General features: G+C 44.8%; 26 protein-coding genes and 8 tRNA genes. 2 read left to right on the forward strand and 32 right to left on the reverse strand.

Annotated elements, in window-relative coordinates; genetic code table 11:
• Nucleotides 1–16 precede the first annotated feature (16 nt).
• The 14 genes from AOA56_RS14315 to AOA56_RS14380 all read right to left on the reverse strand — a co-directional run bounded on the left by AOA56_RS14315 (nt 17) and on the right by AOA56_RS14380 (nt 12557).
• Nucleotides 17–667: a hypothetical protein gene (locus tag AOA56_RS14315; protein ID WP_053769951.1), complete on the reverse strand. Its 651-nt coding sequence runs from the start codon at nt 665–667 to the stop codon at nt 17–19.
• Nucleotides 664–1161, reverse strand: coding sequence for a signal peptidase I (locus AOA56_RS14320; RefSeq protein ID WP_024731936.1), 498 nt, complete (start codon nt 1159–1161; stop codon nt 664–666). Before AOA56_RS14320 ends, AOA56_RS14315 begins: the two co-directional genes overlap by 4 nt.
• Nucleotides 1162–1186: 25 nt before the next feature.
• A complete protein-coding gene (locus AOA56_RS14325) occupies nt 1187–1849 on the reverse strand; it encodes a SipW-dependent-type signal peptide-containing protein (RefSeq protein ID WP_053769952.1) in 663 nt (220 codons plus the stop codon).
• 13 nt (nt 1850–1862) lie between these two features.
• Complete coding sequence (locus AOA56_RS14330; RefSeq protein ID WP_053769953.1) at nt 1863–2549, reverse strand: SipW-dependent-type signal peptide-containing protein; 687 nt, start codon at nt 2547–2549, stop codon at nt 1863–1865.
• A gap of 26 nt (nt 2550–2575) precedes the next feature.
• Nucleotides 2576–3286, reverse strand: coding sequence for a SipW-dependent-type signal peptide-containing protein (locus tag AOA56_RS14335; RefSeq protein WP_053769954.1), 711 nt, complete (start codon nt 3284–3286; stop codon nt 2576–2578).
• Nucleotides 3287–3352: 66 nt separating this feature from the next.
• On the reverse strand, nt 3353–3874 hold the full coding sequence (locus AOA56_RS14340) for a signal peptidase I (RefSeq protein WP_024731932.1): 522 nt from the start codon (nt 3872–3874) through the stop codon (nt 3353–3355).
• A gap of 12 nt (nt 3875–3886) precedes the next feature.
• Complete coding sequence (locus tag AOA56_RS14345) at nt 3887–4414, reverse strand: hypothetical protein (protein ID WP_024731931.1); 528 nt, start codon at nt 4412–4414, stop codon at nt 3887–3889.
• 20 nt (nt 4415–4434) lie between these two features.
• Nucleotides 4435–7668 (reverse strand): SpaA isopeptide-forming pilin-related protein, encoded by a 3234-nt coding sequence (locus AOA56_RS14350; protein WP_053769955.1) that lies wholly within the window; start codon nt 7666–7668, stop codon nt 4435–4437.
• 375 nt (nt 7669–8043) lie between these two features.
• Nucleotides 8044–8901 carry a tyrosine-type recombinase/integrase gene (locus tag AOA56_RS14355; RefSeq protein WP_053769956.1) on the reverse strand — a complete coding sequence of 286 codons (858 nt, stop codon included), beginning with the start codon at nt 8899–8901 and terminating at the stop codon, nt 8044–8046.
• 239 nt (nt 8902–9140) lie between these two features.
• A tRNA-Arg gene (locus AOA56_RS14360) sits at nt 9141–9214 on the reverse strand.
• A gap of 336 nt (nt 9215–9550) precedes the next feature.
• On the reverse strand, nt 9551–10744 hold the full coding sequence (locus AOA56_RS14365) for an FprA family A-type flavoprotein (protein ID WP_053769957.1): 1194 nt from the start codon (nt 10742–10744) through the stop codon (nt 9551–9553).
• Between the two features lie 19 nt (nt 10745–10763).
• Nucleotides 10764–11654, reverse strand: a complete 891-nt coding sequence (locus AOA56_RS14370) for a YitT family protein (protein ID WP_242843468.1) — start codon at nt 11652–11654, stop codon at nt 10764–10766.
• A gap of 73 nt (nt 11655–11727) precedes the next feature.
• A complete protein-coding gene (locus tag AOA56_RS14375) occupies nt 11728–12273 on the reverse strand; it encodes a GNAT family N-acetyltransferase (protein ID WP_024731925.1) in 546 nt (181 codons plus the stop codon).
• 11 nt (nt 12274–12284) lie between these two features.
• Nucleotides 12285–12557 carry an acylphosphatase gene (locus tag AOA56_RS14380; protein WP_024731924.1) on the reverse strand — a complete coding sequence of 91 codons (273 nt, stop codon included), beginning with the start codon at nt 12555–12557 and terminating at the stop codon, nt 12285–12287.
• Nucleotides 12558–12725: 168 nt separating this feature from the next.
• Here AOA56_RS14380 and AOA56_RS14385 point away from each other — a divergent pair, with 168 nt between their 5' ends.
• Nucleotides 12726–14438: an ABC-ATPase domain-containing protein gene (locus AOA56_RS14385; protein ID WP_053769958.1), complete on the forward strand. Its 1713-nt coding sequence runs from the start codon at nt 12726–12728 to the stop codon at nt 14436–14438.
• Here the strand turns inward: AOA56_RS14385 and AOA56_RS14390 are convergent.
• The 4 genes from AOA56_RS14390 to AOA56_RS14405 are packed head-to-tail and all read right to left on the reverse strand — an operon-like array spanning nt 14428 to nt 17853.
• Nucleotides 14428–15180, reverse strand: a complete 753-nt coding sequence (locus AOA56_RS14390) for a sulfite exporter TauE/SafE family protein (RefSeq protein ID WP_053769959.1) — start codon at nt 15178–15180, stop codon at nt 14428–14430. The two genes, AOA56_RS14385 and AOA56_RS14390, sit on opposite strands and share 11 nt — an antisense overlap.
• Nucleotides 15181–15182: 2 nt before the next feature.
• Nucleotides 15183–16493 (reverse strand): amidohydrolase family protein, encoded by a 1311-nt coding sequence (locus AOA56_RS14395; RefSeq protein ID WP_048621366.1) that lies wholly within the window; start codon nt 16491–16493, stop codon nt 15183–15185.
• Nucleotides 16494–16533: 40 nt separating this feature from the next.
• The gene (locus tag AOA56_RS14400; RefSeq protein WP_048621365.1) at nt 16534–16980 is read right to left on the reverse strand and encodes a hypothetical protein; all 447 of its coding nucleotides are present in this window, start codon (nt 16978–16980) and stop codon (nt 16534–16536) included.
• On the reverse strand, nt 16981–17853 hold the full coding sequence (locus AOA56_RS14405; protein ID WP_024731919.1) for a DUF3100 domain-containing protein: 873 nt from the start codon (nt 17851–17853) through the stop codon (nt 16981–16983).
• Between the two features lie 131 nt (nt 17854–17984).
• On the opposite strand from AOA56_RS14405, the gene AOA56_RS14410 reads away from it, so the two are divergent.
• A complete protein-coding gene (locus tag AOA56_RS14410; RefSeq protein ID WP_024731918.1) occupies nt 17985–18680 on the forward strand; it encodes a Crp/Fnr family transcriptional regulator in 696 nt (231 codons plus the stop codon).
• 156 nt (nt 18681–18836) lie between these two features.
• On the opposite strand, the gene ptsP is transcribed toward AOA56_RS14410, so the two are convergent.
• The 14 genes from ptsP to AOA56_RS14485 form a co-directional block, all read right to left on the reverse strand.
• Nucleotides 18837–20465 carry a phosphoenolpyruvate--protein phosphotransferase gene (gene ptsP, locus AOA56_RS14415; protein WP_024731917.1) on the reverse strand — a complete coding sequence of 543 codons (1629 nt, stop codon included), beginning with the start codon at nt 20463–20465 and terminating at the stop codon, nt 18837–18839.
• Between the two features lie 59 nt (nt 20466–20524).
• The gene (locus AOA56_RS14420) at nt 20525–20830 is read right to left on the reverse strand and encodes a PTS sugar transporter subunit IIB (RefSeq protein ID WP_024731916.1); all 306 of its coding nucleotides are present in this window, start codon (nt 20828–20830) and stop codon (nt 20525–20527) included.
• Between the two features lie 187 nt (nt 20831–21017).
• The gene (gene lgt, locus AOA56_RS14425) at nt 21018–21791 is read right to left on the reverse strand and encodes a prolipoprotein diacylglyceryl transferase (RefSeq protein WP_024731915.1); all 774 of its coding nucleotides are present in this window, start codon (nt 21789–21791) and stop codon (nt 21018–21020) included.
• A gap of 27 nt (nt 21792–21818) precedes the next feature.
• Nucleotides 21819–22787: a sigma-70 family RNA polymerase sigma factor gene (locus tag AOA56_RS14430; RefSeq protein ID WP_053769960.1), complete on the reverse strand. Its 969-nt coding sequence runs from the start codon at nt 22785–22787 to the stop codon at nt 21819–21821.
• A gap of 240 nt (nt 22788–23027) precedes the next feature.
• Entirely contained in the window at nt 23028–23252 is a 225-nt protein-coding gene (locus AOA56_RS14435) for a hypothetical protein (protein WP_024731913.1), read from the reverse strand.
• Nucleotides 23253–23389: 137 nt separating this feature from the next.
• Nucleotides 23390–23803, reverse strand: coding sequence for a GNAT family N-acetyltransferase (locus AOA56_RS14440; RefSeq protein ID WP_048621363.1), 414 nt, complete (start codon nt 23801–23803; stop codon nt 23390–23392).
• Between the two features lie 939 nt (nt 23804–24742).
• Nucleotides 24743–25156, reverse strand: a complete 414-nt coding sequence (locus AOA56_RS14450) for a GNAT family N-acetyltransferase (protein ID WP_024731911.1) — start codon at nt 25154–25156, stop codon at nt 24743–24745.
• Between the two features lie 502 nt (nt 25157–25658).
• A tRNA-Leu gene (locus AOA56_RS14455) sits at nt 25659–25745 on the reverse strand.
• A gap of 22 nt (nt 25746–25767) precedes the next feature.
• Nucleotides 25768–25840, reverse strand: a tRNA-Val gene (locus AOA56_RS14460).
• 30 nt (nt 25841–25870) lie between these two features.
• Nucleotides 25871–25944, reverse strand: a tRNA-Asp gene (locus tag AOA56_RS14465).
• 25 nt (nt 25945–25969) lie between these two features.
• Nucleotides 25970–26043 (reverse strand) — tRNA-Ile (locus AOA56_RS14470).
• Between the two features lie 29 nt (nt 26044–26072).
• A tRNA-Thr gene (locus tag AOA56_RS14475) sits at nt 26073–26145 on the reverse strand.
• A gap of 31 nt (nt 26146–26176) precedes the next feature.
• Nucleotides 26177–26248: transfer RNA gene (locus tag AOA56_RS14480), tRNA-Glu, on the reverse strand.
• Nucleotides 26249–26271: 23 nt separating this feature from the next.
• Nucleotides 26272–26344: transfer RNA gene (locus tag AOA56_RS14485), tRNA-Asn, on the reverse strand.
• Nucleotides 26345–26382 lie beyond the last annotated feature (38 nt).

Raw genomic sequence — 26382 nt, forward strand, 5'->3', positions numbered from 1 at the left:
CTGACTTTTCTGTCCACTATTCTTCTATGCTGATAATCTCCCCCGCTCCGCTAAACTCCGGCCACACACCCCATTCCGTCAGAATGGCGTCCTGGCGTGCTCTCTCGGATTCGGAAACCTGAACTGCGTCTACCTGAACATCCAGGAAAATCCCCTTATTGGCATACTCGTTAGTGATACTCTCCGCAATTCGAAGCCCCTTCAAGATCGGTGCGGTCTGTCCGCCCTCTTCCAGTGGCGTCCGGTAATACAGATAGAGCGTCTCGTCGTTCCCATCCGTATTTTCCATGATGTACCAATCGTCCCCGGTCTCCAGCCGGATAAGAGAACTGTCCTTGTCAAATTCCTTGGTAAAGGAATGATCCGCATACTCTCCCCAGACTTTCTGAAGCGTTACCCGTGCGTAAACCGAGGTATCTCCTGTGTTCTCTACCACCAATCGGTGCTCCATCTCAAGATCCGCTCCCGGCATAACGTCGTCAAACAGCACCGTCTCCTCTGACAGCGTCCCGGATCCGGCATCTTTCAGACTGATGCTCAGTGTCCGGGTATTCATCTGCTGCTGAACTTCCTGCCCGTCTGCCTGAAAATACGCCAGGGAGCCTCCGATCAATGCAGTTGCAGTGAGAGCTGCCGCCACGCCCATCAGTACGATTTTTCTTTTCACTTTGCACTCTCCTTTAACTTAAACTTCTCCGCGATTCCCCACAGGACTGCTACTGTCACAAACAGACCTGAGCAGGCCATGATTCCTGTTCCCGTATACAGACAGGAAGAAAGATTTCCCAGCATTGGAATCTGAAATACCACCTCCCCGATCAGACGGTCGAACGCCACTGGCGTGACGTCCACAGACCTGTTGGCATCCCCCTTGGTGATAAACTGCTGCTTTTCCACGTCAATTTCTGCCACCCGGTGGGTCATCACAAGATCCGTATCCGTCCCCATCTGAAAGGTGATGACATCTCCCACCCGGATCCCGGCGCTGTCTGTTTCTTTGACATAAACTACGCATCCTGCTGGGTAATTGGGTTCCATGCTGTCTGTCAGAATACCGTAAATCTGGTATCCAAACAGGCGGGGGACGGTCAGTGGCAGGAATACCAGGATGACCGCCGCCATCAGCAGGATACCTGCCAGACTACAGATCCTGGATTTCATTGGAATCCCCTCCTCAGTATCCGACTTATTCCGTGTAGGCTTCGGCTGTAATCGGAGCTTGAGTTTCATCGATCCATCCGGTAATCATACCGTCTCCTGTCTGCGGTGTGAAGTATTTGCTTTGGATAGCTTCCGCCTCAAGTTTGACCTGGAAACTCTGTCTTGCCGTATTGTTTTTCCATGCCGCGCCCGGAAGTGTTACTTTATCAAAAAGGACTGCGGAAGAATCCTCTTCCGTCAATGCGGTATTGTAGTAATAATATCCGTCCGTCGCTTCATACCATTTGCCGCTCTTTGCGATCTCTTTATCAATGTTTGCTTTCAGTGCAGCCGCATCGTTTGGTGTCAAAGTAGAGTCAGAAATATCGATCTCCATCTTTACCCGGATATACGCATCCCCGGAACCCTCTGCCAGAGTCACAGTTGGATCCTTGGCAACAGTTTCTCCTGGATACACATCGGTAAAAATCAGTCCTTCGGATGTCACTGGTTTCGTCTCATCATAAACCCAGTTGCCATCCTCGTCCTGTGTGATCTCATGCTCTACAAGATCGATGTCTACATGCCCCATGTTGATTACGTTCTGGGTGTCTGTCTGATCGGTAAAATAAGCTAAAGTCGCTCCGATCCCGATGACAGCCACCAGGCTGAGGGAAACCGCAAGAGCCGTAACTCGTTTTTTGTTCATGTTTTTTCTCCTCTTAATTACTGGTATTAGCAAATGTAACTAACTTCAACGCATTCTCATAACTATTATTAGTTGCCTGTACAGCACAAGCTTTTACAATAATCTGATCCAGGTTTTTAGCCTTATATCCAGTAATCGTACCTTCTTCCATTACAGGTTCGAATAAGGCTGCGTCATCTTTAATCTTAACTCCGTCAAAAACAATTCCTTTTTCGGCTGTAAGCCCTCCTCTAACTACTGTCGGAGTTGATTGATCTGCCTTATACACATATAAATCAGCGGTATCTGGAACTTGATCCTGAATTTCCTTAGGAATACGTTCTACTTTCATCCAGCTCTTTTCTATATCCACGTCGTAAATGGATGTATTCTTTTTTAATCCATCCACCAATACAAAAACATAGCAGTCGGCTGCCGTATCTTTTATTGTTACTGTAGGATCCTTATCTAATCCATCACCTTGCTCAAGATTTTGATATGTATTCTTTTGGACTCTTTCTGCTCCGTCTATTTCTTCTCCATTTTCATTAACCTGGGCTTCATCCAGTGTAATATCTGTATCATGCAATCCTTTTCCGACTGTGAATGTATTCGTTACTGCCTCTGACCGAGCTGTTAAAAGTGCCAGAGAACCACCTATTCCTATTGCTCCTACCAACGCTGCAACTACCATTAGTTTTGCAACTTTGTTTCTTTTCATAGGTCTTCCTCCTGTTGATCTTATTTTTAATTCCACTTAGCTGAGTCAAATGCGTCTTTCCAGCTATCCATCTGATCTTCACTGTACTGTACCGCACATGCTTTTACTGTTATCTCTCCAATTTCTGTACCAAGATCTTCTGTCACTTCAGCTACATCTGGATTCATAGTAACGGTCTGAAAAATCGGATTTCCTAACTGAATGTACTCTCCCTCTGGAGTAGTATCTTCCAGATTTACAGTGTTGCCTGTATTTGCGACATAATATCCATCACCTTCTAAGCCCAACTTAGTCTCGTTCAATAAAGTTCCGTTTTCATCCGCAACTTTCATCCAATATGTCGTATCCCATCCACTAATGTCGTATGCCTGTACATCGTCTCCATCTGCATTGGATTTCATGATACTTTCCAAGGCATTAACTCCAGTTACATGTAAAAAAACATATGATTCTACAGATCCGGCCTTTAATCTAGCTGTTGGATCTTTTTTTTCTACATAACCAGGCGTGATGTTTTCGTATGTCTGATCTTCCTGTGTACGATCATCTGCTGTTCCATTCAACAGCCATTCATCAACAATTAAAGCCTGACCGTCTGTATCGTCAAATCCTTTCCCTACTGTAAACGTATTCTTTACATCATTTGATGTGGAAGACAGATATGCTAGTGTTCCTCCAATTCCTACCGCTGCCACCAATGCAACTGACATCATAGCCGCTACAACTTTTTTCTTCATACTCTTAACTCTCCTTTACCTTTTTGTTTTCTTTTTTTATTCCCATACGGTTTCCCGTTATAAGAATCATTTTCTTCTTTTTCTTCGTTTTGTTTTCAGCGCCTCCTCTTCCTCCGGCGAAAAGATTTCCGGCAGAAAAGTCAGCAGGATCATAGCAATCAATACCACACAGACTGCCAAGATTCCTTTCGGTGTCTTGATATTCATGCTGACATATCCAAGATATGGAATCTTAAAATGTTCTTTCCCAACAATTTCGGAATACGGAACAGGATTCCCATCATTAGCATTATTCGCATCGCCTTTGGTCGTCACTGTCTGCCCCTCCTTGTCGATCTCTACAATCCGGTGGGTTACGACGGTATTACTATCCAAGTGATAGGTGATCACATCCCCGACTTCCAGTGTGTTCGGATCCGCCTCTTTGACAAAAATCAGTGTTCCCACTGGATACTTTGGTTCCATACTTCCCGTTAACACCGCCATCTCTTCATACCCCATCAGTTTTGGGATAATCAGGAGCCCTGCTAGCACCGCCAGCGCCAACACGATGATACCAGATAAGATTCCGCAAATCCTTTTCAACATTGATCTTCTCCTTTATCCCTGATTCTGATCAGTCTTTCCATCTGCTTTTTTAAATGCCTCTTTTATCTGCTCTATAGTCAAGCTATCGCTTGTTGATGTCGCCACGCAGGACTCTTCGTATACAAGGACGTCGAAGGATTCTGTCACCTCTTCTTTATTTTTTACTTCAAAAATCAGATCCTCTGTTTCTTCACCTGGCAAAAGTGTCTTAGTATAATAATAGAATCCATCCTGCTCCGCATTTTCAGTCCAATTTTGACCTTGAATCATGTAATCATCTTGTCCAAGTGCCTTTGCAGGAGAGATCACAATCCGTACCCTGACAAACGCCGCACTTTTATCCGCTGTATTTTTTACCTGTATCGTTTTTTTCAGCCCGTCTATTTCCTCTTTGATATTAGTTTCATGATCCGCAGCCTGAAAACTATTTACAACAGGTTTCGAAATTGCAGTAGATAATGCGATAGTAGTCCCGATACCAAGGATTACCACGACAAGCAGGATAGAAAGAACAAATTGTTTTTCATTTCGATTTTTCATATTTCTCTAATCCCCCTCGGCTACGCTCTGTTTTTGTCTTTCAATACTTCTTTTGAAATCGGAACCTGCTCAAAATGCCATCCATTCTCATCTTTTACCGCTCTATTCAAAAATGCGTCGGAATCAACTAGTTTCCCATTTTCGTTGTATTGATTTGTAAAAGTAAGTCCTACATGTTTTGCTGATAAATCTGTCATTGATGGATACTTTGCACTCTCACATCCGATATAGACGTTTGTATTAGTTCCCTCAATTTGAATCGGACAACTTGTATTCTGATCCTGTTCTACCTTAGTATTTTTATATCTAATTGTTGATAGTTCACGGATATTGTACTGTCCTTTTGGCAGTCCGCTTAAAATCTCAGCTTTCCCACTCTTTGCTCCTGCCCGAATGTAGATTGCCCGGTACCATTTTGTGTTATCGTCCGTTTTGGTAATTTCAAAAGTAAATGTTGCATCTTTTTTAGCGTTTTCTTCCAATTCCTTTGTAATTTGAATGGATCCGGTTACTACCTTTATCTCATATTTAGCAGTAGTACATACAGCACCATTCTTTGCTGTATTAATCGCGGTTAAACAATCATCCGGATTAGACTCCATTCCACTAACCGCAGTTCCAGTAGGCGTTACCTGAACCTCTACATAATAAGTAGTATCTTCCGCCGGATATTGAGCTCGTAATGCATCTTCACTTCCATCTGCTTTTCCATTTGCTTCTACTGGCTGCGTACACTCCGCATCATAATAGTAAGATACCGTAATATTCACATCGCTCGTCATATCAAAAGATTTATCGTCATACTTCGGAGTGATAAGTTGATCCTTTTTACTATCGAAATATTTTTCCAACACCTCACCGGCAAAAACGGTATCCTCTGCATCCTGCAATGTGTATCGAATTAATACATTAACTTTTGGCTGCGGAAAAGATACCGACACACCTGATGCTGTCACGCCAGATCCTTGCAAATTGGTTGTCACCCCGTTACCACCGATGTATGAATTTTTCGCCTTGATGTAAATTGTCTGATGCCATGCATTTTCTTCGGAATCCGAATATCCGATTGAAACCCCATCCCATGTTATCGTACTTCCATTTAATTTCCCGTTGTGTCCGTATGCTCCATTCGTAGCCAAGATTTCCCCACTCGAGTCTGTCACAATATCAAATCTATTGGTATCGACAATATCTTTTATCACTGTATTCTTGATTGATAAATTAATCTCCGCAAAGATTTCACTAAATGCTGCTTCCAATCCCTCCGGAGTTGTCGCTGTATATGCATATGATGATCCATCTTCCGGATCTTTGGACGCCCATTTTTTCAATACTTCTTCCTGCGTTGCCGCATTTTTTTCGTTATAAAGCCCTGCTGCAAAAATCGAAATTCCAGCCTGTTTTGCGGCACCAGCAGCATCTTCTGCCTCTCCCTTTGTCTGTGCTCCATCAGTAAACAGTACAATATAGTTTGGGTTTGTATTATTAGAGTTTTTTAACAATTTCGTCGCCGCTGAAATTCCTGCTCCCTGGTTCGTATCCCCATGTAATACTAACTTTCTTTTAAAATCAGACAAGTCATATGAAGAAATATTCTGAAGAGATGTGTCTGCATAATAAACCTCTCCTGCAAAAGGAACGATTGCGATGTTGCTATTTGGTGATGAAGCTTTTAGCTTATTCACAAACGCATCTATAGAATCTAACATAGCATTTAATTTTGTACGATCATCTTTCCCTCTAATATAAACTTCTGTTCCCTTTTTTATCGCAGTAGTATCCCACGTTTTCTCTCCATTACTTTTGGATTTAATAATATGCCAGTTGTTATCTTTTGAGTTGAATCCAATTGGTTTATATTCTTTTTCTCCTGAATCGAAATAATAATACTTGTAGTCATCCCAGCCATTTCCACCAGTCTGTAAATTATAGTCATTTCCATCTCTAATATCTTGAATTGTAACCTTTCCGCCACTTGGTGTTTCTAACATCCAAGGCATAGATCCCGATATATCCACTGTCAGCACAATATTTGCCGGGATATCTACCTGAACGTCATGCCATGCATATAAATCAATCTTATAAATTCTTTTTTCCCAATCTACCAAGGAGGCAGTTTTTTGTGTCCGCAAATGCTGCTGAACGGAATAGTTTTCAATAATGGGATACTCATTATCCCCAAATGCTTTAATCTCTGTACCATTTACATTGTACAATTTACCTGTTCCTGTCTCATCAATAACAAGTTTCCATTGTAAGTTTGCGGATCCCATATATCCATTTGGAGCTGTTTCCTTTATATAATAAGTGCCAGCTTTCAGGTTTTTGAAAATTACCTTTCCACTTTCATCAGATTTTACTTCTATTATCAGCTCTCCCAGTTCTCCGTCTTCTTTAGAAGCAAATAATTGAAATTCCACCCCTTGCATCGGTTGCTTTGTTTTATCATCCATCTTCTGAAACGTAAAATCTGATATTTTCTGCTCTTCCTCATGCCAGATAAATATTGTTTGGGTAACAATCTTCTGTTCTTCAGGCTTTACCTCTCTATTCGTATCTGTAACCTTAGCCAAATCACTCTCTGTTTCAATCTTTCCGTCATATGTTCCTAATGTCCAATAACCATTTGTCAAATTATTTGTTTCCTCGATATCAGAAACCTTTGTTGGCTTCTGGTTTTCCTTTACACTTTCAAACATCGGATCTTTTAGATATGATTTGTCCGTTTCCGCATTCATGTAATATACAGGGTAGTAGGTTTCTCCCGGCGTCTCGCCTCCATACAAATCGCAGCGGATTGCACTAATAGCATAAATGTCTTTAGTCTGATCTAATATTTTTACATAATGCTGATTTCTTGGTCCGTATGCTGGTGGTTCATGGTCCGCCGTCCATATACAGATGTATTTTCCATTTTCTATTCTAAAGTCTGTTCCAATTACCGATTGGTGCGGATGTCCATACTCTTGTCCTACCTGCTGACTATTGATATATTCTGGATATTGCTTAACCTTAGATTGGATTTTTTGTTTATTAGGTAAAGTTTCATCCTGCTCTGTCTGTTGTTGCTCCTGACTTTCCTCCTGTCCGTCCGCCTCTTTTGTTTCCTTTGCGCCTTCCACGCTTGCCGTCTCTTCTGTCTGCGTGGTCGCTTGTCCTGTGGTTTCCGTATCTGCCAGTGTCGACAGACTGGTCCCGAACATCAGGGACATACATAAGATCAGCGCTACCACACATTTCAGCTTCCCTTTCATATCCTCTTACCTCTCCTTCCTGTTCTCTGTAAAAATTCTGGTCTTTCCGTTCTTTTTTGCTCCTGTATTCTGATATTTTCCTTTTCCAGAGTGCAAAAACCACATAATGTCAATTATGTGGTGTTCTGTTTTCAGCGTTTTCCCGTATTCATTCCCGTTGAAGTTAAATATCACTGTCCAATGAGTTCGTTTTCCTACTATGTAAGTTGTCAGTCTCTTTGTGATGCAAATTTTTAAGGAATTTTGATTGACGCGGCCGGACATTTATACTAGAATAGGTTATGAAATTGAGAATGATATGGCCTGATAAGTAAGACTGAAATTGTGATACCACATAATTGACATTATGTGGTTTTTTATTTTCCCATACAGTACTCAGATCTGTAGGATCGTAAGACGCTCTAACTGCCGCTGGTAGATCTCCCCGGTGCTGGAGGTATAGATCCTCGTCACATTCAGACTGCTGTGCCCCAGGACGTCCGCCAGTCCCGCCATATCTTTTGTTGTCTGATAATATACTCTCGCAAATAAGTGGCGCAAATTATGGGGAAAGATCTTCTCACCCTTTACTCCTGCCTTTTCTTTCAACGCTTTCATCTCACTCCAGAGGTTGCTCCGATCTTTGGGTTTTCCACTATTGGTCACGAAGATGCAGCCTTTAATGATCTTTCGGAACTTCGCGAAGCACAAAAGCTTTTTCCGAATATCCGTCGTAAGAAAGATCCTTCTATACTTTCCTTTATTCCTCACTTCAATTCTGCCCCGTTTCACCTGCTCCACAGTAAAATAACGTAGCTCACTGACCCTGACTCCTGTGACCGCAATCGCCTCCATGATAAGCGCAAGCTGAATTTTCCCTGCGGATCGGGCCGCGCGTACAAGCCTTCTGTACTCTTTTGCGGTCAGCTCCTTCTCCTCCTGACGGAAAAGATTCTTCTGGGTCTTCACTCGCCTAACTTTCATCTGCCCGTATCCACAAAACTCTAGAAACTGATTCAGCGCCGCCAGCATGGAATTGACACTGCTGACCGCATAGCGTTCGATCAGCCATTCCTTATAGGAAAGAAGCCGTGCCTTATCCACCATTTTGTCCTCTCCAAGAAATTGTAAAAAGCATTTCAGATCTGTCCGGTATTTGCTGATTGTTGCCCCGGCATTCTCCCGCTCGTACAGATACGTCTCAAATTCCCGAGTTTTTTCCTCTGTTATATCCAATATCATTTTTTCATTCATGTTGATTCCTCCTCACCATTACATTGCCCGTTTTTCATTCTTCTATTAATATAAGATGGAAGAAAACCGGAAAAAGGTACAGAGGCGAAACTGTGCGACAAAAGAAACCTCGCCGTTATATCAAGAACATGCGGTGTTTTAAAAAAAGAAATACCGGCAGAGTGCATCAGCACTCTGCCGGTAGAAGAAATTTCCACAGACGAAAAAAAGAGTTCTGAACCATCAGAACTCCTTTTGTACGTGGGTTAGAGGATTCGAACCCCCGACCTTTTGGTCCGTAGCCAAACGCTCTATCCAGCTGAGCTAAACCCACACAATGTAAAATTGTCTTGTCGCTTCACGTATCTATTGTCCTTAGCAACAAAGATGATTTTACACGATAACCTTTGTTTTGTCAACTACTTTTTTCAATTTCTGCCCTAAAATTGTAACAATTCACATGACAACCTGGATTCTCCGCTATGCGGATTATACCGCCACATACACGAATAAATCCTCACTCACAGTAGAATGCCATATACAAAGTACACAAAAACCTTCCTTTTCAAATAAGATTGAACCCGAATTTTTGTGACTTTGTGCATGGCTGAACTGTTACCTGTAATTCTGCGAACCAGTTTTACCGGGGAATCTCCGCTCCATCCTGCACCTATTTCAGCAGTTCTTCTACCAGTTTCTTGACGTCTTCTGTCTGTGCCGGCTGGATTGCGGATTTCAGTGTCAGTACCGGCTCTACAATCTCCATGTTTTTCATGGTCTCTACGATAGCTTTCATGTGTTTGCCCGCCATCGGAGCCCAGCTACCATTCTCCACAAGGGCGATCTTTTTATTCTGGAGATTGAGTGCTTTCATATCATTGAGGAAATGCTCTACCGGCGCAAACAGCCCTGCGTTGTAAGTCGGGGCTGCCACCAGGATTCGGCTATAACGGAATGCCTCCGCAATCAGGTAAGAACAATCCGTCACAGACGCATCATAGACCTTGATATTCTTCATGCCCTGCTCCACCATCTCTGCTGCCAGCACTTCAACCGCATTCTCGGTATTGCCATACATAGATCCATAGACAAGAAGTACCCCGTCCTCTTCCGCCTCATATCGGCTCCACTGGTCATATTTCTCGAGAAGCAGATCCAGATCACTTCTCCATACCGGTCCGTGAAGCGGACAGATCATATCGATCTCAATCCCTGCCGCCTTTTTCAAAAGCGCCTGCACCTGAGGGCCATATTTCCCGACAATATTCGTATAATATCTTCTTGCATCCTCCATCCAGATGGCATCAAAGAAGATCTCGTCATCAAAGAGTGCGCCGTTTAAAGCACCAAAAGTACCAAATGCGTCTGCGGAAAAGAGAATCTTCTCTTTGGACTCATAGCTTACCATAACTTCCGGCCAATGTACCATCGGCGCAGTCACAAACGTAAGCTCATGCTCACCTAAAGGCAGCTTATCCCCTTCCTTTACGAGAAGTGTATGCTTTGCCTTTGTTCCGAAGTAAAACTGTCCGATCATCTGCATCGTCTTGGCGTTCCCCACAACGGTAACGTCTGGATACTTCTCAATGATGGCTGCGATATTGGCACAGTGATCCGGCTCCATGTGTTGTACCACCAGATAGTCAAGTGCCCGTCCGTCCAGCACAGCAGCAACATTTTCCATAAACCTCTCTGCCACAGAGCTGTCCGCTGTGTCCATCAGTGCTGTCTTCCCGTCAAGGATTATATATGAATTGTAGGACACTCCTCTTGGAATCGGGAACATATTTTCAAATTTCGCCAGTCTTCTGTCATTTACTCCAACCCAATAAATTCCATCTGTTACTTTTCTAGTACACTGCATCATTCACTCTTCCTTTCCTTTATTCCGACTTTTTTCTTGTGTCTCCATTAATATTCCACTTGCCGATCACCTGACTGACATTGTAAACTGTCACAAATGCCTGGATCTCTGACCGGTGAAGATAGTTCAAAAGCTGTTTGTATTCGCTTGGCGTCATAATCGTGACAAGCTCCGTCTTTTCCTTCCCGTCATAGCCGCCCTTGGCTGTATAGATCGTCACGCCCCGGATCAGCTCCTGCATAATATATTTCTGTATCCTCTCATATTCATCTGAGAGAATACAGATTTTCTTTCTCCGGTTAAATCCATCGATAAAGTAATCGACGGCAAGTCCGTTTGCGTAAGTCCCGAGCACGCTGACCACCAGCGTCCCAATATCGTAGACGAGGATGGAAGTCACTGCCGTAACCATGCCCGCAATGGTGACCGCCTTTCCAATATCCGCTCTGGTATACTTGCTGATGATCTTTGCGATGACGTCCAGACCTCCTGACGAAGCGTTAACATTAAATAAAATTGCCTGTCCCAGGGCAATAATCAGTATGTACGAGACCAGATCGTAAACACTGTTCCCCGTGAGCGATTCTGTAACCGGAAAGAGCCGCTCAAAAATCCACAAAAATACCGGGAGTAGAAGTGACGTGTAAATCGTCTTTGCCCCAAATTCCTTCCCGATAAAGAGAAAACCTGCCATCAGCAGTACAACATTTAAGATAAATGTGATCGTCGACATCTGCATATGCAGAAGCTCTGCAAGTACCATCGCAAGGCCGGAGATACTTCCCACGACGATCTTGCTCGGCACCAGAAAAAAGTATACCGCCGCAGAAACGATGAGCATCGCGCAGGTAATCAATACTCCCTCTTTTACAATTCCTTGTTTCCCCATATTCCTTCCTCTCTTTTTCATCTGCCAGTCTCTTTTCTATTATAGCAATCTCATTTTGATTTACAACAGAAAAATCGTGATTTTTTGTTCTTTCTCAAGCACGTATGGCAGCCATATGAATATGATCCTCCCACTTACCATTGATCCTGAAATATTCCCGGAAATATCCCTCTTTTTTGTATCCGCATTTCTCCAGAATCCGTAAAGACGCCCTATTTTCCGTCATCACATCCGCTTCCATCCGGTGAAGTGACAGCTCCTCAAATCCGATCCTCGTCCCCTCTTTCGCGGCTTCGGTTCCGAAGCCTTCCCCCTGCCGTTCTCCGCCGATGCGGTAGCCAAGCACCCCGGAGCAGAGGTTCCCATACTGGATCCGGCTCAAAGATAAGGTCCCGATCACCGTGTGGGGTTTTCTTTTTTCAAAGAGATAGTAGGAGTACCACTCCCCTTTTCTTGCGTTCTCCCTTTGGATGTCCAGCCAGATCTTTTGAAACTCCGGGCAAAAAAACTCCTCCGGACGCCGCTCTTCATAACGTTCCAGCATCTTACGGTTTCTGAAAAAAAACTCCGCCGTCATATCGGCAAACTCAGGATCCGCCAACCTTACCATCATCCGATCTGTCGTATAACATTTTCTCATCGTCTCTCCTTTTAGCCCCGCACGGAAAAATCAGCCTCATCGTCTACCGTCGGAATCTGGATCATCTCGGTTTTTTCGATGCGGATAAACCGGTCAGAATGTAATTCCTGAAACAGACGCTCTATCATCACACTGTTTCCCTGCACTTCCATCTCTACATTGCCATTATACATATTCCTCACCCATCCGGTCAGATGCAGGTCCTTTGCCGTCTGCACCGCCCGCCAGCGAAATCCGACTCCCTGTACTCTACCGTAAAAATATACATGCTTTCTGATGAACATTTCTCCAGACTCCTTTCTTTTGCTCTCCCTGATAGAGGGCTTTCTGTTTTATATAACAATTCAGCCATAACAGCCGGATCCGCCGTCACACGGCTGAACTGTTTCGTTTTTATTATGCCACAAACCTCTTTTTTTTGCTATAATCAAACAGAAAGGAGTTTTGAATTTATGAAACATGCATCAGATTTAAGGAAACAACTATTATCCATACACCGGAAAAGCTATCCTGCATACAAATCGTTGAAAGGACTGTATGAATTTGGAGACTATACGCTCTCCATTGATCATGTGCAGGGAGACCCTTTTGCTTCTCCATCTCACGTGACGATCCAGATCCCGTTTTCCGTCCACCGGTTCCCAAAAGATCTGTACCAGACACCCGAAACGAAGACCGCCTTTGAGGATCATTTACTGCGGCGCTTTGCCTCCCAGATCCACAAGTTCAGTTTCCAGGCGAAAGGTTCCGGAAAGAGCGGTCTCCTTTCCGTAAGCGGCTGCGGTCAGGAAATCCTCTCCCGGACAGCCTGCGAGATCCGCACACCAGGCGACGGAGTACTGATTTTCCGTTTCCATGTAGGTTTTCCTGCCAACGGGCGAACCATTAACGCTACAGAGCTTGAGAAGATCCTCTTTGACTTCCTTCCGTCCTGTGTGGAGCACTCCTGTCTCTATCGGACGTGCGACAAGAAAAAGCTGACGGAGACCTTTGAGCTTGCCGAGGATCAGACTTTCATCCGGCAGGAACTTTCCCGCCTAGATCTTGCGGCTTTCGTTGCGGATGGGTCTGTTCTGCCTCGCCAGAGCGGCGTATCCGATCTCCCGATGAAAGACAGCGTCGTCTTCTCCTCGCCGGACTCGCTTCGGGTGACTCTCACGCTTCCGCACAGAGGAAAACTAAGCGGTATGGGAATTCCACGGGGCATCACCCTTATCGTAGGAGGCGGCTACCACGGAAAATCCACCCTTCTGAAAGCACTGGAAACCGGAGTCTACCCACACACCGCAGGAGACGGCAGGGAATATGTCATCACCGACGCCACCGCCGTCAAGCTCCGTTCCGAGGATGGACGTGTTGTCAAAAACGTGGATATCTCCCTCTTCATCAATGATCTTCCAAACAAGCGGGATACCACGACATTTTCCACCCTGGATGCCAGCGGCAGTACGTCTCAGGCCGCCGGAACCGTGGAGAACATGGAGGCAAACAGCCGTCTCTTTCTCATTGACGAGGACACCTCCGCCACTAATTTTATGGTCCGGGATACGTTTATGCAGCAGGTCATCAGCCGGGAAAAAGAACCCATCACTCCGTTTCTGGAGCGTGCCGGAGATCTCTATGAGAAAGCCGGAATCTCCACGATCCTGGTAGCCGGAAGTTCGGGGGCTTTCTTTCACATTGCGGACACGGTGATCCAGATGGACTGCTACCATCCTGTCGATATTACATCAAAGGTGAAAGAGCTCTGCCGGGATTACCCGCTCTCTCCATCTTCCCCGGCTCCATTTCGGATGCCTTCGGCAAAACGGATCTTCGCATGGCCATCTAAAAAACAGGCGGACCGCCGGGACGGCAAAATCCGCCAGCGCTCCAAGGATGTATTCTCGATTGGAAAAGAAGAGGTTGACCTGCGCTATGTGGAACAGATCAAAGATTACGAGCAGACGGCGACCCTTGCTTTCCTTCTTGGCTACGCAAAAGATCACTACTCTGACGGGAAAAAAACAATCCCGGAAATCGCCGCTATGCTCTATGAAGAATTACAGCAAAACGGGTATTCCGGGTTTTTCAGACATTCTTATATTCCGGGAGGCTACGCTCTTCCAAGGCTTCAGGAGATCCACGCCTGCCTGAACCGCTACCGTGGATCCGCTAACCGGTAATCAATTTCAGAATGGCCAGCAGGACGGAAAATACAGCTACACCTTTTTTCAGCACATCCGGACGAATCAGGGAGGTATTTTTGCTTCCAATCCAGACGCCAATCCCGTGGCTTACAAGGCTTAAAGGCAGAAGCAAAAGAAGATCCCCAGGCCTGCATCCCATGGCATATCCGATACTGGATGGGACCGCAATAAAAATAGAATTAAAAAGGGCGATTCCTACCGCTGTCTTGACCGGAACGCCAAAGACAACGAGTAGTGGCATGACCAAGATTGGACCACCTGCCCCGGAGAGGGCGCAGATCAGACCAGTCACCGCTCCAAAAGCCAGCCAGAACCAAAGAGGCATCTTTTGTCCTGGCCGGCTTTTTTTTCTCTCTTCCTTTTCATCTTTCCGAAGTAAAATAGAGATTCCAGAAAGCAGTACAACCAGATACAGTATCTTCTTAACAATTCCCTCCTCCATGAGAAGATTGAGCCGTACACCTCCCACAGCGCCTACGAAGCTTCCCATACTGATCCAGACCGCAGGCTTCAGATTCAGGTTCTTGGCACGGTAGTAGTTGTAGGCGCCTAAAATTCCGGAAATCAGGAAGGCGAAAAAGCTCAGTGCAAGCCCCTGCGCAGACGACATCCCCAAAAATCCGGAATACAGCATCGGCAGGAGAAATCCTGCGATCCCGGTCAACCCGATCATGCCTCCAATCAGAAAGTTTCCCACTATAATAATCAGATACTCCATCTTTATACTCCTTTAGTAAATGCCCGTGCTTCCCGGCGTATTTTCTCTTCATCAAGCGTCAAAATTTCACGGTTTTTCATCAACATCCTACCGCCTACAATCACGTTCTTTACATCTTCTGCACTGACGCTCTCCACAAGAGTGTTGGAAATCACCCCGTGAATCCACAGATGCGGTGCGTCCAAGTCAATTCCAATCAGATCCGCCCTCTTTCCAACAGCGATCGTTCCCGTCTCTTCCCCAAGGCAGGCCGCTCCTCCTTTCGTCACCATATCCAGAATGGTCTTTGCAGGCATAATAGCCGGCTCCGCAAGCGGTACTCCACAAGTCACGTTCATCACGGAACGGAAGATTCGCATCTCATTCCAGAGACTTAATCCTCCATGTGCCGCCCCATCCGTCCCGATCCCCACCGGAATCTGCCTTCTGAGAAGCGACGGCGTCTCCGGCACAGCTTTTCCGCAGTTACTGAACGGGCAATGACAAATTCGCACTTGTCTGTCGCACATGAGATCCTTTTCCTCCTCCGATAAGAGCAGACTGTGAGCTCCCAAAAACCACGGTCCCAGAATCCCTTTGGCATCCAGAAATTCATACGGACGTTTCTGGAAACGGGACAAAAACGGGGTAATCTCTCCCGGATACTCATTCATATGAGCCTGCAATGTCGTCCCTTTTTCCCTGGCCCGTATTGCCGCTCTCTCTATCAGATCTTCTGAGCAGGAAATCAGAGAGCGAAGAGAATAGAATACTTTCAGATTCCCCTTCCCATGGAACCGCTCAAACAATATATCGGTCTTTTCGATGGCCTCCTCTGCGGTCATAGCAATAGAGGCCGGCAGTCCTTCCTCGTCCATCGTCGATACCGAGAGTGCTCCCCTCAGCCCGCTCGTTTCATACACCTCGGCCGCCTTATCCATAAAATAACTTCCTGCGTCGATGAAACCGCACGTCCCGCTCCGGATCATATCCAATGCCGCAAGCTCGGCGCTCAAACGCATCTTCTCTTCATTTAATGTACTTTCAAAAGGAAGCATAATCCGCTTCCAGATCATCGGCATAGCGTCCAGCACCCGTCCCCGCAAAAGCTGCTGTCCTGTGTGCATATGGGAGTCGATAAATCCCGGAAGATAAAGCATCTCCCCTCCATCTACCGTCTCATTTGCTTCATAAACCGTTTCACTGTCTCCATGTTTGCGGATCTCCACAATCACACCGTCCCGGATGACAATATCACGCCCCCGGACTCTCTCCCAGTTCTCGTCCAGGAAGTCTACATTCATAAGAAGAAGATCTGCCTTTTGTGTTCTCATATCTTCATTTCTCCTTGCTTTCACCTTTGTTTCCTGTCTGTTAAATGGCATGAGTCAGTGACAGAATGATCTGTGCGATCAGGGCGGATCCTAAGAACGTCCCCGTCATTACCAGAATTCCTATCAGGATCATCTTCCACCCCTGCTTTAAAAAAGACTTGATCTGGTCGCTGATGGAAATTCCGGCAAATGCTCCAACCATCGTAAGCGGCGCCGTGAAGTTAATCTTGTTGACCGCTTCGATGACCCCCTCTCTCACCGGAGAAATCGGACAGGCCACTAAAAGACCCAAAATCGAACAATATGCAATAATCGGAAGCTTTAATGGCACAAGCTTACTGATCACTACTGCCACAAGAGAGATGGCAAGAAGAATCAGAATACCCGGAAGCGAATCCATAAAATTCACATCGAATCCAACAAAATTCGCAAGGCCGATTCCAAGACCTGCAACAACAAACATGACAGCCCACTCGATATATCTCATCTATGCTTCCTCCACTTTTTCTTCTTTTCTCATCAATACTTCACTTGGCTCGTGTCTTAATTTGGCAAATTTTGGCTCCATCCAGGTATATAATTTTCTGCAAAGGGGAATTCCTACAAAAATTGCCACATAGATTCCTGTCAGCCCGGACAGCGTCTCACTTGTACTTGCAAGTGCGGAAAGCTCCGCCGCCATATCCGGATAGACAGCCGTAATACTTGCCGTCGCACTTGCCATCAGAATTCCCGCTCCGACTCCGGATGCCATTCCAAGTGCATATGGATGGAAGATTCCCGCTGCCGCCGTCATCGTGGCAAGGAACCCAAAATAGATCGTCCCGACCATACCGCCGACGACGTAGATGGAAAGACTTCCTCTTGCCTCCGGAGAATCCGGCCCGAACAAATCCGTAACCAGGGCAAGATTGGACTCCCGATTGATGGAATGAGTCGCGCCGATGGCCTCTCTTTTGAGCCCCAGCAGAAGCGCAAACGGCAACGCCAGGAAAATGGTTCCTAAATTTCCGATCTCCTGCAACAAAAGTGCCGGTCCCGCCGACAGTACGACCTCAATGCTGGCGCCCGCATTGATTCCAAGCTTTGCGATAAACGGGCAGATTGCAACGATCACCAGTTTTGACGCCGCCTTCACTTCTTTCTTTTTAAAAAACTTCAGTATCTCAGGCCCGGACAGCACACCCAAAATCAGGGCATAAAAAATAGGGAATAAAATCAGTTTTCCCGGTCCCAGCGGAATTTCGATCTGCCCAATAGCGTCCGCAATCAAAATAAACACAAATGCGGCAAAAATGATACGGTATTCATTTTTTATTCTTGCTTTTAATGACGGATATTGAAATGTCTCCTTCTTCATCTCTCTTTCTCCTCCTAAATTTTCTACTCCGTCATCTTAGCATAGACTTTTTTTCCAAAAAAAGGACAAATGAGCTGTTTTCCATACTTTTTTGTAGTATACTGTAAAAAATGTCGAAAGAAGGAACAGGAATGACGCTGGAAGAACTTTGCGCCCGTGTGCCGGAGCTTAATAACTACCTGAAATTTATGCCGCAGGAGTTGAACGAACGTTACTGGATTCACACCTACCCGGAAGGAACCATCATCCATCAAAAGGATGAGCTTTTAGAATACTTCGGTATTGTCTGCGAGGGCTCCCACCGTGTAATCAACGAGTTTGAAAACGGTAATGTCTACATGATAGAGCGGAACGATCCTATCGACTTTGTCGGGGAAGTCACCATCCTGGCAGAAAAAGAACGTACTTCCGTGACGATTGAGACACTAACCGAATGTACAGTACTCTATTTTTCCAGAAAGGACTTTGAAAACTGGATTGCACATGACATCCATTTTCTGAGGCTCGTTTCCCGGAAAGTAGCCTATAAGCTCTACCGTTCCTCATACAACCGGGGCAGTAAACTATTCTACCCGCCCCAGTATCTGCTCCTGGATTATCTCGTCAAATATCTCAACGAAGTGAAAAAACAATCCGGCATCATCCCGAAAACCCGCCAACAGCTTTACGAGGAAATCGGTATCTCCGTTAAGACATTAAATCGTACGATCCAGAAACTAAAAGCGGAAGAACTTGTCAGCACAGTCAAGGGAAAGCTGTATTTAAGTACTGAACAGGTGCAGGCCGCCCGCGACTACCTGGAAGAAAAACGTCATATGAGCAAGTAACATTCTTTTCCCATATCGTTCTTTCACTGTCGGTTGCTTCCCAGCAAAACAGAAAAGATTTCTGTTACATCAAAACAGCAGCCCCACATTTGTGGAAAGCTGCCGTTTTAATTTCATCCATGATATATCGTGTACTTTCTGCCGTATGATTTGTCTCTATGATTCCTGTGACAGATCCAGACTTCTGACTCTGTTTCTTATCGGAAGAACGAACGTCGGAGAAACGGAAAGCTCATCAACGCCCATTCTCAGGAATGTCTCCGTCAGCTCGAGATCCGCTCCAAGCTCTCCGCAGATACCTACCCATGCGCCTCCCTTATGGCCATTCTCGATCGTCATCTGGATCAACTTCAGCACAGCCGGGTGGTGTGCATCGTAGAATTCGTCGAGCTTCGGATTCTGGCGGTCAATTGCCAGTGTGTACTGCGTCAGGTCGTTCGTTCCTATACTGAAGAAATCCACCTCCTGCGCAAGCTGTTCGCTTACCATGACAGCAGCCGGTGTCTCGATCATCACACCGATCTCTACATCCTTGAACGGAATCCCCTGCTCTCTTAATTCGTCCTTTACTTCTTTCAGAATCTGTTTGATCTTCCTGACCTCATCAACAGCAATAATCATCGGGAACATGATGGAAATATTGCCATACGCACTTGCGCGGAGCAACGCCCGAAGCTGCGTCTTGAAGACCTCCTGTCTCGTCAGACAAATACGGATTGCACGATATCCAAGCGCCGGATTTTCTTCCTTATCCAGTTCAAAATAGTCCACCTGCTTGTCAGCACCGATGTCCAATGTCCGGATAATAACTTTCTTTCCAGCCATATTCTCTGCTACAGTCTTGTATGCATTGAACTGCTCATTCTCCGTTGGATATGTGTCAGATTCCAGATATAAGAACTCGCTCCGGAACAGTCCGATTCCTTCCGCGTCATTCATCAGAACTGCCGCTGTATCTGCTACGCTTCCGATATTGGCGTACAGATGAATCTCCTTTCCGTCCTTTGTGATCGTCTTTTCACCCTTTAAAGCCTTGAGAAGTTTCTGCTTCTCCTCCTCTTCCGCAACTGCCTTCTGTGCTTTTTCGATTTCTTCCTCGTCCGGATCGATAATGACGCATCCTGCATAACCATCCACGATCGCCATGTGTCCGTGCCATTCCTTCTTGATCGGCACACCAATAATCGCCGGGATATTCATCGTTCTTGCCAGAATCGCCGTATGGGAATTGGAAGACCCATGCTCTGTAACGAATGCAAGAAGCTTTGACTTGTCCATCTGAACCGTCTCGCTCGGCGCCAGATCATCGGCCACCAGGATCACCGGCTCATCCAGATTACCCATATCATTGTCCACACCGGACAAAACCGAAACAAGACGCTCGGAAATATCCTTCACGTCCGCCGCACGCGCCTTCATATAGTCGTCGTCCATCTCTGCGAACATAGTGGAAAAATTATCCCCGGTCATGGCTACCGCATATTCCGCATTGACACTTTGGGATTCGATCATATTCTGGATGGACCCATTATAATCCAGATCATCAATCATCATCATATGCACTTCAAAAATCGCGGCTCCGGAATCTCCTACCTCTTGCAGCGCCTTCTCATACAGATTCTGTAACTGCGCTTTCGCCGTCTCCTTGGCATGTTCAAAACGATCCAGCTCCGTCTTCGCATCCTCGATCTTCGTTCTCTTTACCACTGCCGTGTTTTTCTCATAGAAAAATATTTTCCCGATAGCTACCTTTCGGAAAATTGATTTCCCCGCAAACTTCTCCATATCACTATACTCCTTTTATAATACTTACTCAACCTTTTCAGAAATACTCCGCTCCTATTCTATTTGATAATTCCCGCCTCTGTCAGTTTCGTCTCAATCTCAGAAGCAGAAATCACATTTTGCAGGGCAACCAGTTTCGCACCTTTCTTCTCTGCCTCCGCAAACATATCCGCAAAATGCTGCGCGCAGATCACAACATCATACTGCAGCGCAGTCTCTTTGCCCTCGGAAATCGGACAATGATGAACTGTCGCAGCCTCAATCCCATGTTTTTTCAGTACCTTTTCCAGCGCCATCTGAGCCATCAAACTGGAACCGGCCCCATTCGCACAACAAACTAAGAAATTTAAACTTTTATCTGCCATCTTTTAAGCTCTCCTCTCTCAATCTTATGCCTCCTATTCTACCACATTACAAAAAAATTTTTAATCCTTTTAATGAATTTTGCCCATAATTCTTCGCCTTTTTTGACTTCCTTCTGGCATGTTTTCAAAAATTGGGGACAAAAAAGCTCCGCCTCCTCTTTTTACAGAGAAACCGGAACTCTATTCTTTAATAATCCTTCATTTCCTGCACAATCGGCTGCTTTCTTCCTATAAGAAGCATCACTGCTCCGATGGCAAAAATAAAAATAGAAATAAACTGTGAAGTCGATATCACTCCGACACTTCCCCTCTCCAGGTCTCCCCGGAAAAACTCCAGAATAAAACGCCCGGTACTGTAAAAAAGCAGGTAACATCCGGCGACTGTCTTCTCTTTCTTTGCCCTCCTTGCAATCAAACAGAGTACAATACAGTTCAGAAAATCCAGAATACTAGAATAAATCTGTGTCGGTATAAGAGCCACGCCATTGGGCGCAATATCAGATGAGTGGAATGTGATAGAACAAGAAGAATCTGTCTCTTTCCCATAGCAGCATCCTGCCAGCAGACACCCGATCCGGCCGAATCCCTGGGCCAACGCAATCGCCGGAGCAATCAGATCAAAATATCTCCAGAAACGCTCCTTCTTCACTCTGCAAACCACATATCCGGCAATAACACCTCCGATGATCCCTCCGTAGACCACAAATCCATCCCTCTGGTCCACGATGACACCCGGATCCTTGATAATCTGATCCAGGATTGTCAGATAATACATTAGCTTTGCTCCCAGAAGCCCGAAGACCACGGAGCTCAAAAACAGAGAGAATACAATATCTGTATTCATTTTATATTTTCTTGCACGGTATTCGGTCATCAGATAGGCTGCAATAAATCCGATCCCAATCATCAGACCGTATCCGTGCACAGTCAATCCGCCAATCGTTAACAAGTCATTCTTCATATTTGTTCACCTGATCAGTCGAAATATTTATTCCAAATATTCGTTCTGTCCTTTCTCCCTCATTCTCTGTCTCAGTCGTCGAAGCGCCTTGCTTTCAATCTGCCGGATCCGCTCTCTTGTCAAATTCATCTTCTGTCCGACTTCCTCTAATGTGTAAACACGCTCCCCGTTCATACCAAACCTCATACGGATAACTTCCTGCTCGCGCTCCGGCAAAATATTCAAAAGCTCCTCGATCTCTTCTCCGACAATCGTAGAAATTGCCGCCGTTTCCGGCTGCTGGGCATTGCTGTCCTCGATGAAATTCTCAAGGCTACTGTCCTCTTCCTCTCCCACCGGCGTTTCCAGAGAAACCGGCGTCCTGGCATAGGCCAGAATCTCCCGTACCTCCTCCTCGGATTTATCCCCTAGCTTCGCGGCAATCTCCGCCGGATTAGCCTCTCTTCCAAGCTCTGTCATCAGTTCCTTGGATGCCCTGCGTACCTTTGTGATATTCTCAGACATATGTACCGGCACCCGAATCGTCCTCGACTGGTCTGCAATCGCGCGGATCATGGACTGCTTGATCCACCAGGATGCATAGGTCGAAAACCGGTAGCCCTTCTGATAATCAAACTTCTCCACTGCCCTCATCAGTCCGATATTGCCTTCCTGAATTAGATCCATCAACTGAAGTCCGTGTCCCACATACTTCTTGGCAATCGAAACTACAAGACGGAGATTGGACTCCTCCATTATCTTCTTGGCCTCCAGGTCCCCATCAGCGATCCTCTTCGCAAGCTCCTGCTCCTCCTCCGGAGTCAAAAGCGGAATCCGGTTGATCTCATTCAAATACATCCGGATCGAATCCCCTGCGCTGTCGCCATACACTTTCGAGTCTGCGGAATCCGCCTCATTATCCTGAATCTCCTCATCCTCGGCGCTCTCCAGGAGTCTTTGCTCTTCTTCCTTAATATCGTCTGGAGATAAGATCTTTTTCTTTCTTTTTTCTTCCACAATTGCCCTGCCCTTTCTTCTGCCTGACCCCTGCTATGATGATCACATCTGAAATCTTCTCTTCAGAGGGTGTTTGCATGAACTCTCACTACGCTTCTCCTGTACAAACAACGAGCAGCCGGCTGTTCATCAGCCGGCTGCTATTTTTAGCTTTTGAAGCTATCTTGTCAAAACCAGCAATGTCTTCACTATATTGTACCATGACTGACTGATTTCATACAAGAATCTAATCCGTTTTTCTTATTTTACCAGTGCCATTCTTCCGTTTACGGAAAGGTTGGGAAGATGCTCAAAATACAGGCGATTTTCTCTCTCCGAATATTTCAGCTCCACCGGAATCCAGCCTCTCGCAACATTAATATATAGATACTGTCCCGGCTTGATCACACTTTTTTCTCCCCCGTTCAGAGCTGATAATACACAAACATTTCCGTCTTTTTCGGTCTTTAAGAAACCTGTCAACAAAAAAATACCTCCTTATCACCACTCTGTTCATCTAAATATCGTCGATATCCCTTTTTACGATACGAATTATATCAGATGAATATGACCGATTTATGGATAAAATATAAATCATTTCTAAGATTTTCCTTATATTCCCATTATTTATGTATGATTTTTCTCATTCCAGAACCACAAAATTTGTGAGGAATAATTTGAAATCCTCTTTTCTCATAAAAGGCCTCTTTCCCCTTTTCGGCAATTAATTGGACACTGGTGCGCCCACCAACCGGCGTTTGCCTATCTACATATTCCACTATCATTTCAAATATTTTACTGCCGATCCCCATTTGCTGACAGTCTGGCCGTACTACTACATCCACTATCACATAATATAATCCGTCGCCTATCAATCTTCCCATTCCAACTGCTTGATGATTCTTATAGGCCACAACTGTATATAAACTTCTTTTTAATATTTCTTGTATTTGTATTTTAGGAAAATTCTTCCACCCTACACTTTCTCTAAGGCTACAATACTCTTCGTAAGTCAACGAATTCTCTTGATAGTTCATACTAAAATTTCCCCTCCTATTGTCTCATTATGTCATGCGAATAAAAGAGCATAATTATTTCAATTCTTTATGTACTCTACACAAGAGAAAATGTCAGAAAATCCTGGCCTTCTGCCCGAACAATTTCAAATCCGGCATCTTCAAAATTTTGACGCTGTTCTTCCAAATTCAGATGTGGAAATGGTTTACACGTTTTAGGTAATACCATTTCCACTAAATCCCTATCATTATCTCCGCCTACCTGTTCTGTAATAAATACCTCATTTGGATGTAATATCCGAAACAACTCCTTGTCATCAAAATCTCCATATCTATTAAAAATTAAATCTAATCCATCATATTTAAGTCTTTTTTAATACCGCCTGACAATCTTTTCATAATCCCACGGTAAATCATTTTCTCCTTCATATCTGCCCTGAATATGCGAAAAATCTCAGCCATGGATATATGCGATTTCTTCTTCCTGTTTCCAGATGTTTCTCAAATTTGCTCTATTCATAAAACTTGTCTCCTCTTATTCCAATCAGGCACTATTCTATAATATAAGCCAACAATGATCCCAGATACAATCTGCAGCCCATTTTTAAAACTGTACCGAGTAAGCCATTCGCTTCATCATCTCCAACCTCCGGCAAACAAACCTTTTCTTAACTTCTATTTCCCACAGTATAATTCTATTTCTTTAGTTACGCAATTAAAAAAGATATACCGACTTTCTAATATCTGCACATCTTTTTACCCCATTATACTACTGTAAGATGGAACAATTATAATTAAAAATAAGAGAAACGCTGCAACTTCAACGTTTCTCTCACTTTTGCCTACTGCCACAGACCGGAATCGAACCATTTTAAATCATCAAAAATACTGAAAGAACGGGGCTTTGGAGACTTCATCACGTCTGCGGTGTTCAAACGTTGTTCCAATAAAAACTGGGATTCATCTAATCATTTTGAACATTCCCGGCCCATCCCATTCACAAGGTCTTTCTTCAAATCCCTTTTTCTTGTAAAACAAGAGTGCATCTTTCGTACTAATCAATTCTAAACTGACAGCCCAATCAGGATTGATATTTTCTCTTATATAATTTTCTAAACATTCAATTAGCAACGTTCCTACTCCCATTGCCTGATAGTCTGGTATTACAACAAAATCCTTGATATAGAATGACATACCCCCATCTCCAATCAACCGCACCATTCCTACCGGCTGTTTTTTATCATAAGCTGTAAATGTTGCGATAGTATTGCTTAAAGCCTTTTCAACTTGTCCAATACATGGCGCTTCCCATCCAACTGACGTGTATAAATCCAGAAACAGTTCTGGCGTTAGTGTATTTATTCTCACTTCCATAACTACTCTCCTTAAATTTATGGCTTCAATCATTTAACTTAGTCAAAACGCAAGAGGGATTATATAAAAAATCTGTTTGAATAACTTCCCGTTTGTTTAACTACTATTCAGTATAATCTAAATATATTCAACACACAAGAAAAAAATATGCAGAACTTTCACATCTCCACATGCCCTTTTCCACACTGTATCAACTCTAAGCACAGTCTGCTTTCCATATTCCCTTGTTCATGTTTTCCCCTAACCAACGTCCCACAGAGTGCCCAGAGTGATGATTCCTAATAGGGCAAGCGGGCGGCTTGGAAGTCATTCCTATTCTACAACATACTTCATATTTGCTTCTCTTCGCCCCTCATATTTGTCTTTGGATAAAAGTTTATCGAGGAATCCCGCCACTTCTTCCATAGCAACGCTGTCTATCAAATCCAGCTTCATCAATTTTTTGAAACAAAAAAAATAAGAGAAACGTCGTAAATTCAACGTTTCTCTCACTTTTACCTACTGCCGCAGACCGGAATCGAACCGGTACGGGAGTATAAGTCCCGCAGGATTTTAAGTCCTGTGCGTCTGCCTGTTCCGCCACTGCGGCATTTCTCACACAAACGTGTGAATGGGGCCTATAGGGCTCGAACCTATGACCCTCTGCTTGTAAGGCAGATGCTCTCCCAGCTGAGCTAAGACCCCAAATACATATACAATTATATCAATTATAAGCGACCCGGATGGGACTCGAACCCACGACCTCCGCCGTGACAGGGCGGCGCTCTAACCAACTGAGCCACCGGGCCAAATATTTATCTTTATTAATTAAAGTGGACCTTCAGGGACTCGAACCCGGGACCGATCGGTTATGAGCCGATTGCTCTAACCAGCTGAGCTAAAGGTCCACAATCTTAATGTCCCCTCTAAAGGAACAAGCCAACGATCGGACTCGAACCGATAACCTGCTGATTACAAATCAGCTGCTCTGCCAATTGAGCCACGTTGGCATCTTTTCTTAAGTTAAACTCACCCAAGAAGTGACTCCGACGGGAATCGAACCCGTGTTACCGCCGTGAAAGGGCGATGTCTTAACCGCTTGACCACGGAGCCTTTTTCTTCCTATATAAAGGAAACTCCCCCTGTTGGACTTGAACCAACGACACTGCGGTTAACAGCCGCATGCTCTACCGACTGAGCTAAGGAGGATTATTCAGATACATGTTCCTGTACCTTCAAAACCACAT

The sequence above is a fragment of the Sellimonas intestinalis genome, assembly GCF_001280875.1.
GTDB lineage: Bacteria > Bacillota > Clostridia > Lachnospirales > Lachnospiraceae > Sellimonas > Sellimonas intestinalis.

Coding starts and splice junctions, on each gene's coding strand:
- AOA56_RS14320 (WP_024731936.1), bottom strand. CDS start 1,161: ATGAAATCCAGGATCTGTAGTCTGGCAGGTATCCTGCTGATGGCGGCG.
- AOA56_RS14325 (WP_053769952.1), bottom strand. CDS start 1,849: ATGAACAAAAAACGAGTTACGGCTCTTGCGGTTTCCCTCAGCCTGGTG.
- AOA56_RS14330 (WP_053769953.1), bottom strand. CDS start 2,549: ATGAAAAGAAACAAAGTTGCAAAACTAATGGTAGTTGCAGCGTTGGTA.
- AOA56_RS14335 (WP_053769954.1), bottom strand. CDS start 3,286: ATGAAGAAAAAAGTTGTAGCGGCTATGATGTCAGTTGCATTGGTGGCA.
- AOA56_RS14340 (WP_024731932.1), bottom strand. CDS start 3,874: ATGTTGAAAAGGATTTGCGGAATCTTATCTGGTATCATCGTGTTGGCG.
- AOA56_RS14345 (WP_024731931.1), bottom strand. CDS start 4,414: ATGAAAAATCGAAATGAAAAACAATTTGTTCTTTCTATCCTGCTTGTC.
- AOA56_RS14350 (WP_053769955.1), bottom strand. CDS start 7,668: ATGAAAGGGAAGCTGAAATGTGTGGTAGCGCTGATCTTATGTATGTCC.
- AOA56_RS14355 (WP_053769956.1), bottom strand. CDS start 8,901: ATGAATGAAAAAATGATATTGGATATAACAGAGGAAAAAACTCGGGAA.
- AOA56_RS14365 (WP_053769957.1), bottom strand. CDS start 10,744: ATGCAGTGTACTAGAAAAGTAACAGATGGAATTTATTGGGTTGGAGTA.
- AOA56_RS14370 (WP_242843468.1), bottom strand. CDS start 11,654: ATGAAAAAGAGAGGAAGGAATATGGGGAAACAAGGAATTGTAAAAGAG.
- AOA56_RS14375 (WP_024731925.1), bottom strand. CDS start 12,273: ATGAGAAAATGTTATACGACAGATCGGATGATGGTAAGGTTGGCGGAT.
- AOA56_RS14380 (WP_024731924.1), bottom strand. CDS start 12,557: ATGTTCATCAGAAAGCATGTATATTTTTACGGTAGAGTACAGGGAGTC.
- AOA56_RS14385 (WP_053769958.1), top strand. CDS start 12,726: ATGAAACATGCATCAGATTTAAGGAAACAACTATTATCCATACACCGG.
- AOA56_RS14390 (WP_053769959.1), bottom strand. CDS start 15,180: ATGGAGTATCTGATTATTATAGTGGGAAACTTTCTGATTGGAGGCATG.
- AOA56_RS14395 (WP_048621366.1), bottom strand. CDS start 16,493: ATGAGAACACAAAAGGCAGATCTTCTTCTTATGAATGTAGACTTCCTG.
- AOA56_RS14400 (WP_048621365.1), bottom strand. CDS start 16,980: ATGAGATATATCGAGTGGGCTGTCATGTTTGTTGTTGCAGGTCTTGGA.
- AOA56_RS14405 (WP_024731919.1), bottom strand. CDS start 17,853: ATGAAGAAGGAGACATTTCAATATCCGTCATTAAAAGCAAGAATAAAA.
- AOA56_RS14410 (WP_024731918.1), top strand. CDS start 17,985: ATGACGCTGGAAGAACTTTGCGCCCGTGTGCCGGAGCTTAATAACTAC.
- ptsP (WP_024731917.1), bottom strand. CDS start 20,465: ATGGAGAAGTTTGCGGGGAAATCAATTTTCCGAAAGGTAGCTATCGGG.
- AOA56_RS14420 (WP_024731916.1), bottom strand. CDS start 20,830: ATGGCAGATAAAAGTTTAAATTTCTTAGTTTGTTGTGCGAATGGGGCC.
- lgt (WP_024731915.1), bottom strand. CDS start 21,791: ATGAAGAATGACTTGTTAACGATTGGCGGATTGACTGTGCACGGATAC.
- AOA56_RS14440 (WP_048621363.1), bottom strand. CDS start 23,803: ATGAACTATCAAGAGAATTCGTTGACTTACGAAGAGTATTGTAGCCTT.
- AOA56_RS14450 (WP_024731911.1), bottom strand. CDS start 25,156: ATGGAAGTGAGAATAAATACACTAACGCCAGAACTGTTTCTGGATTTA.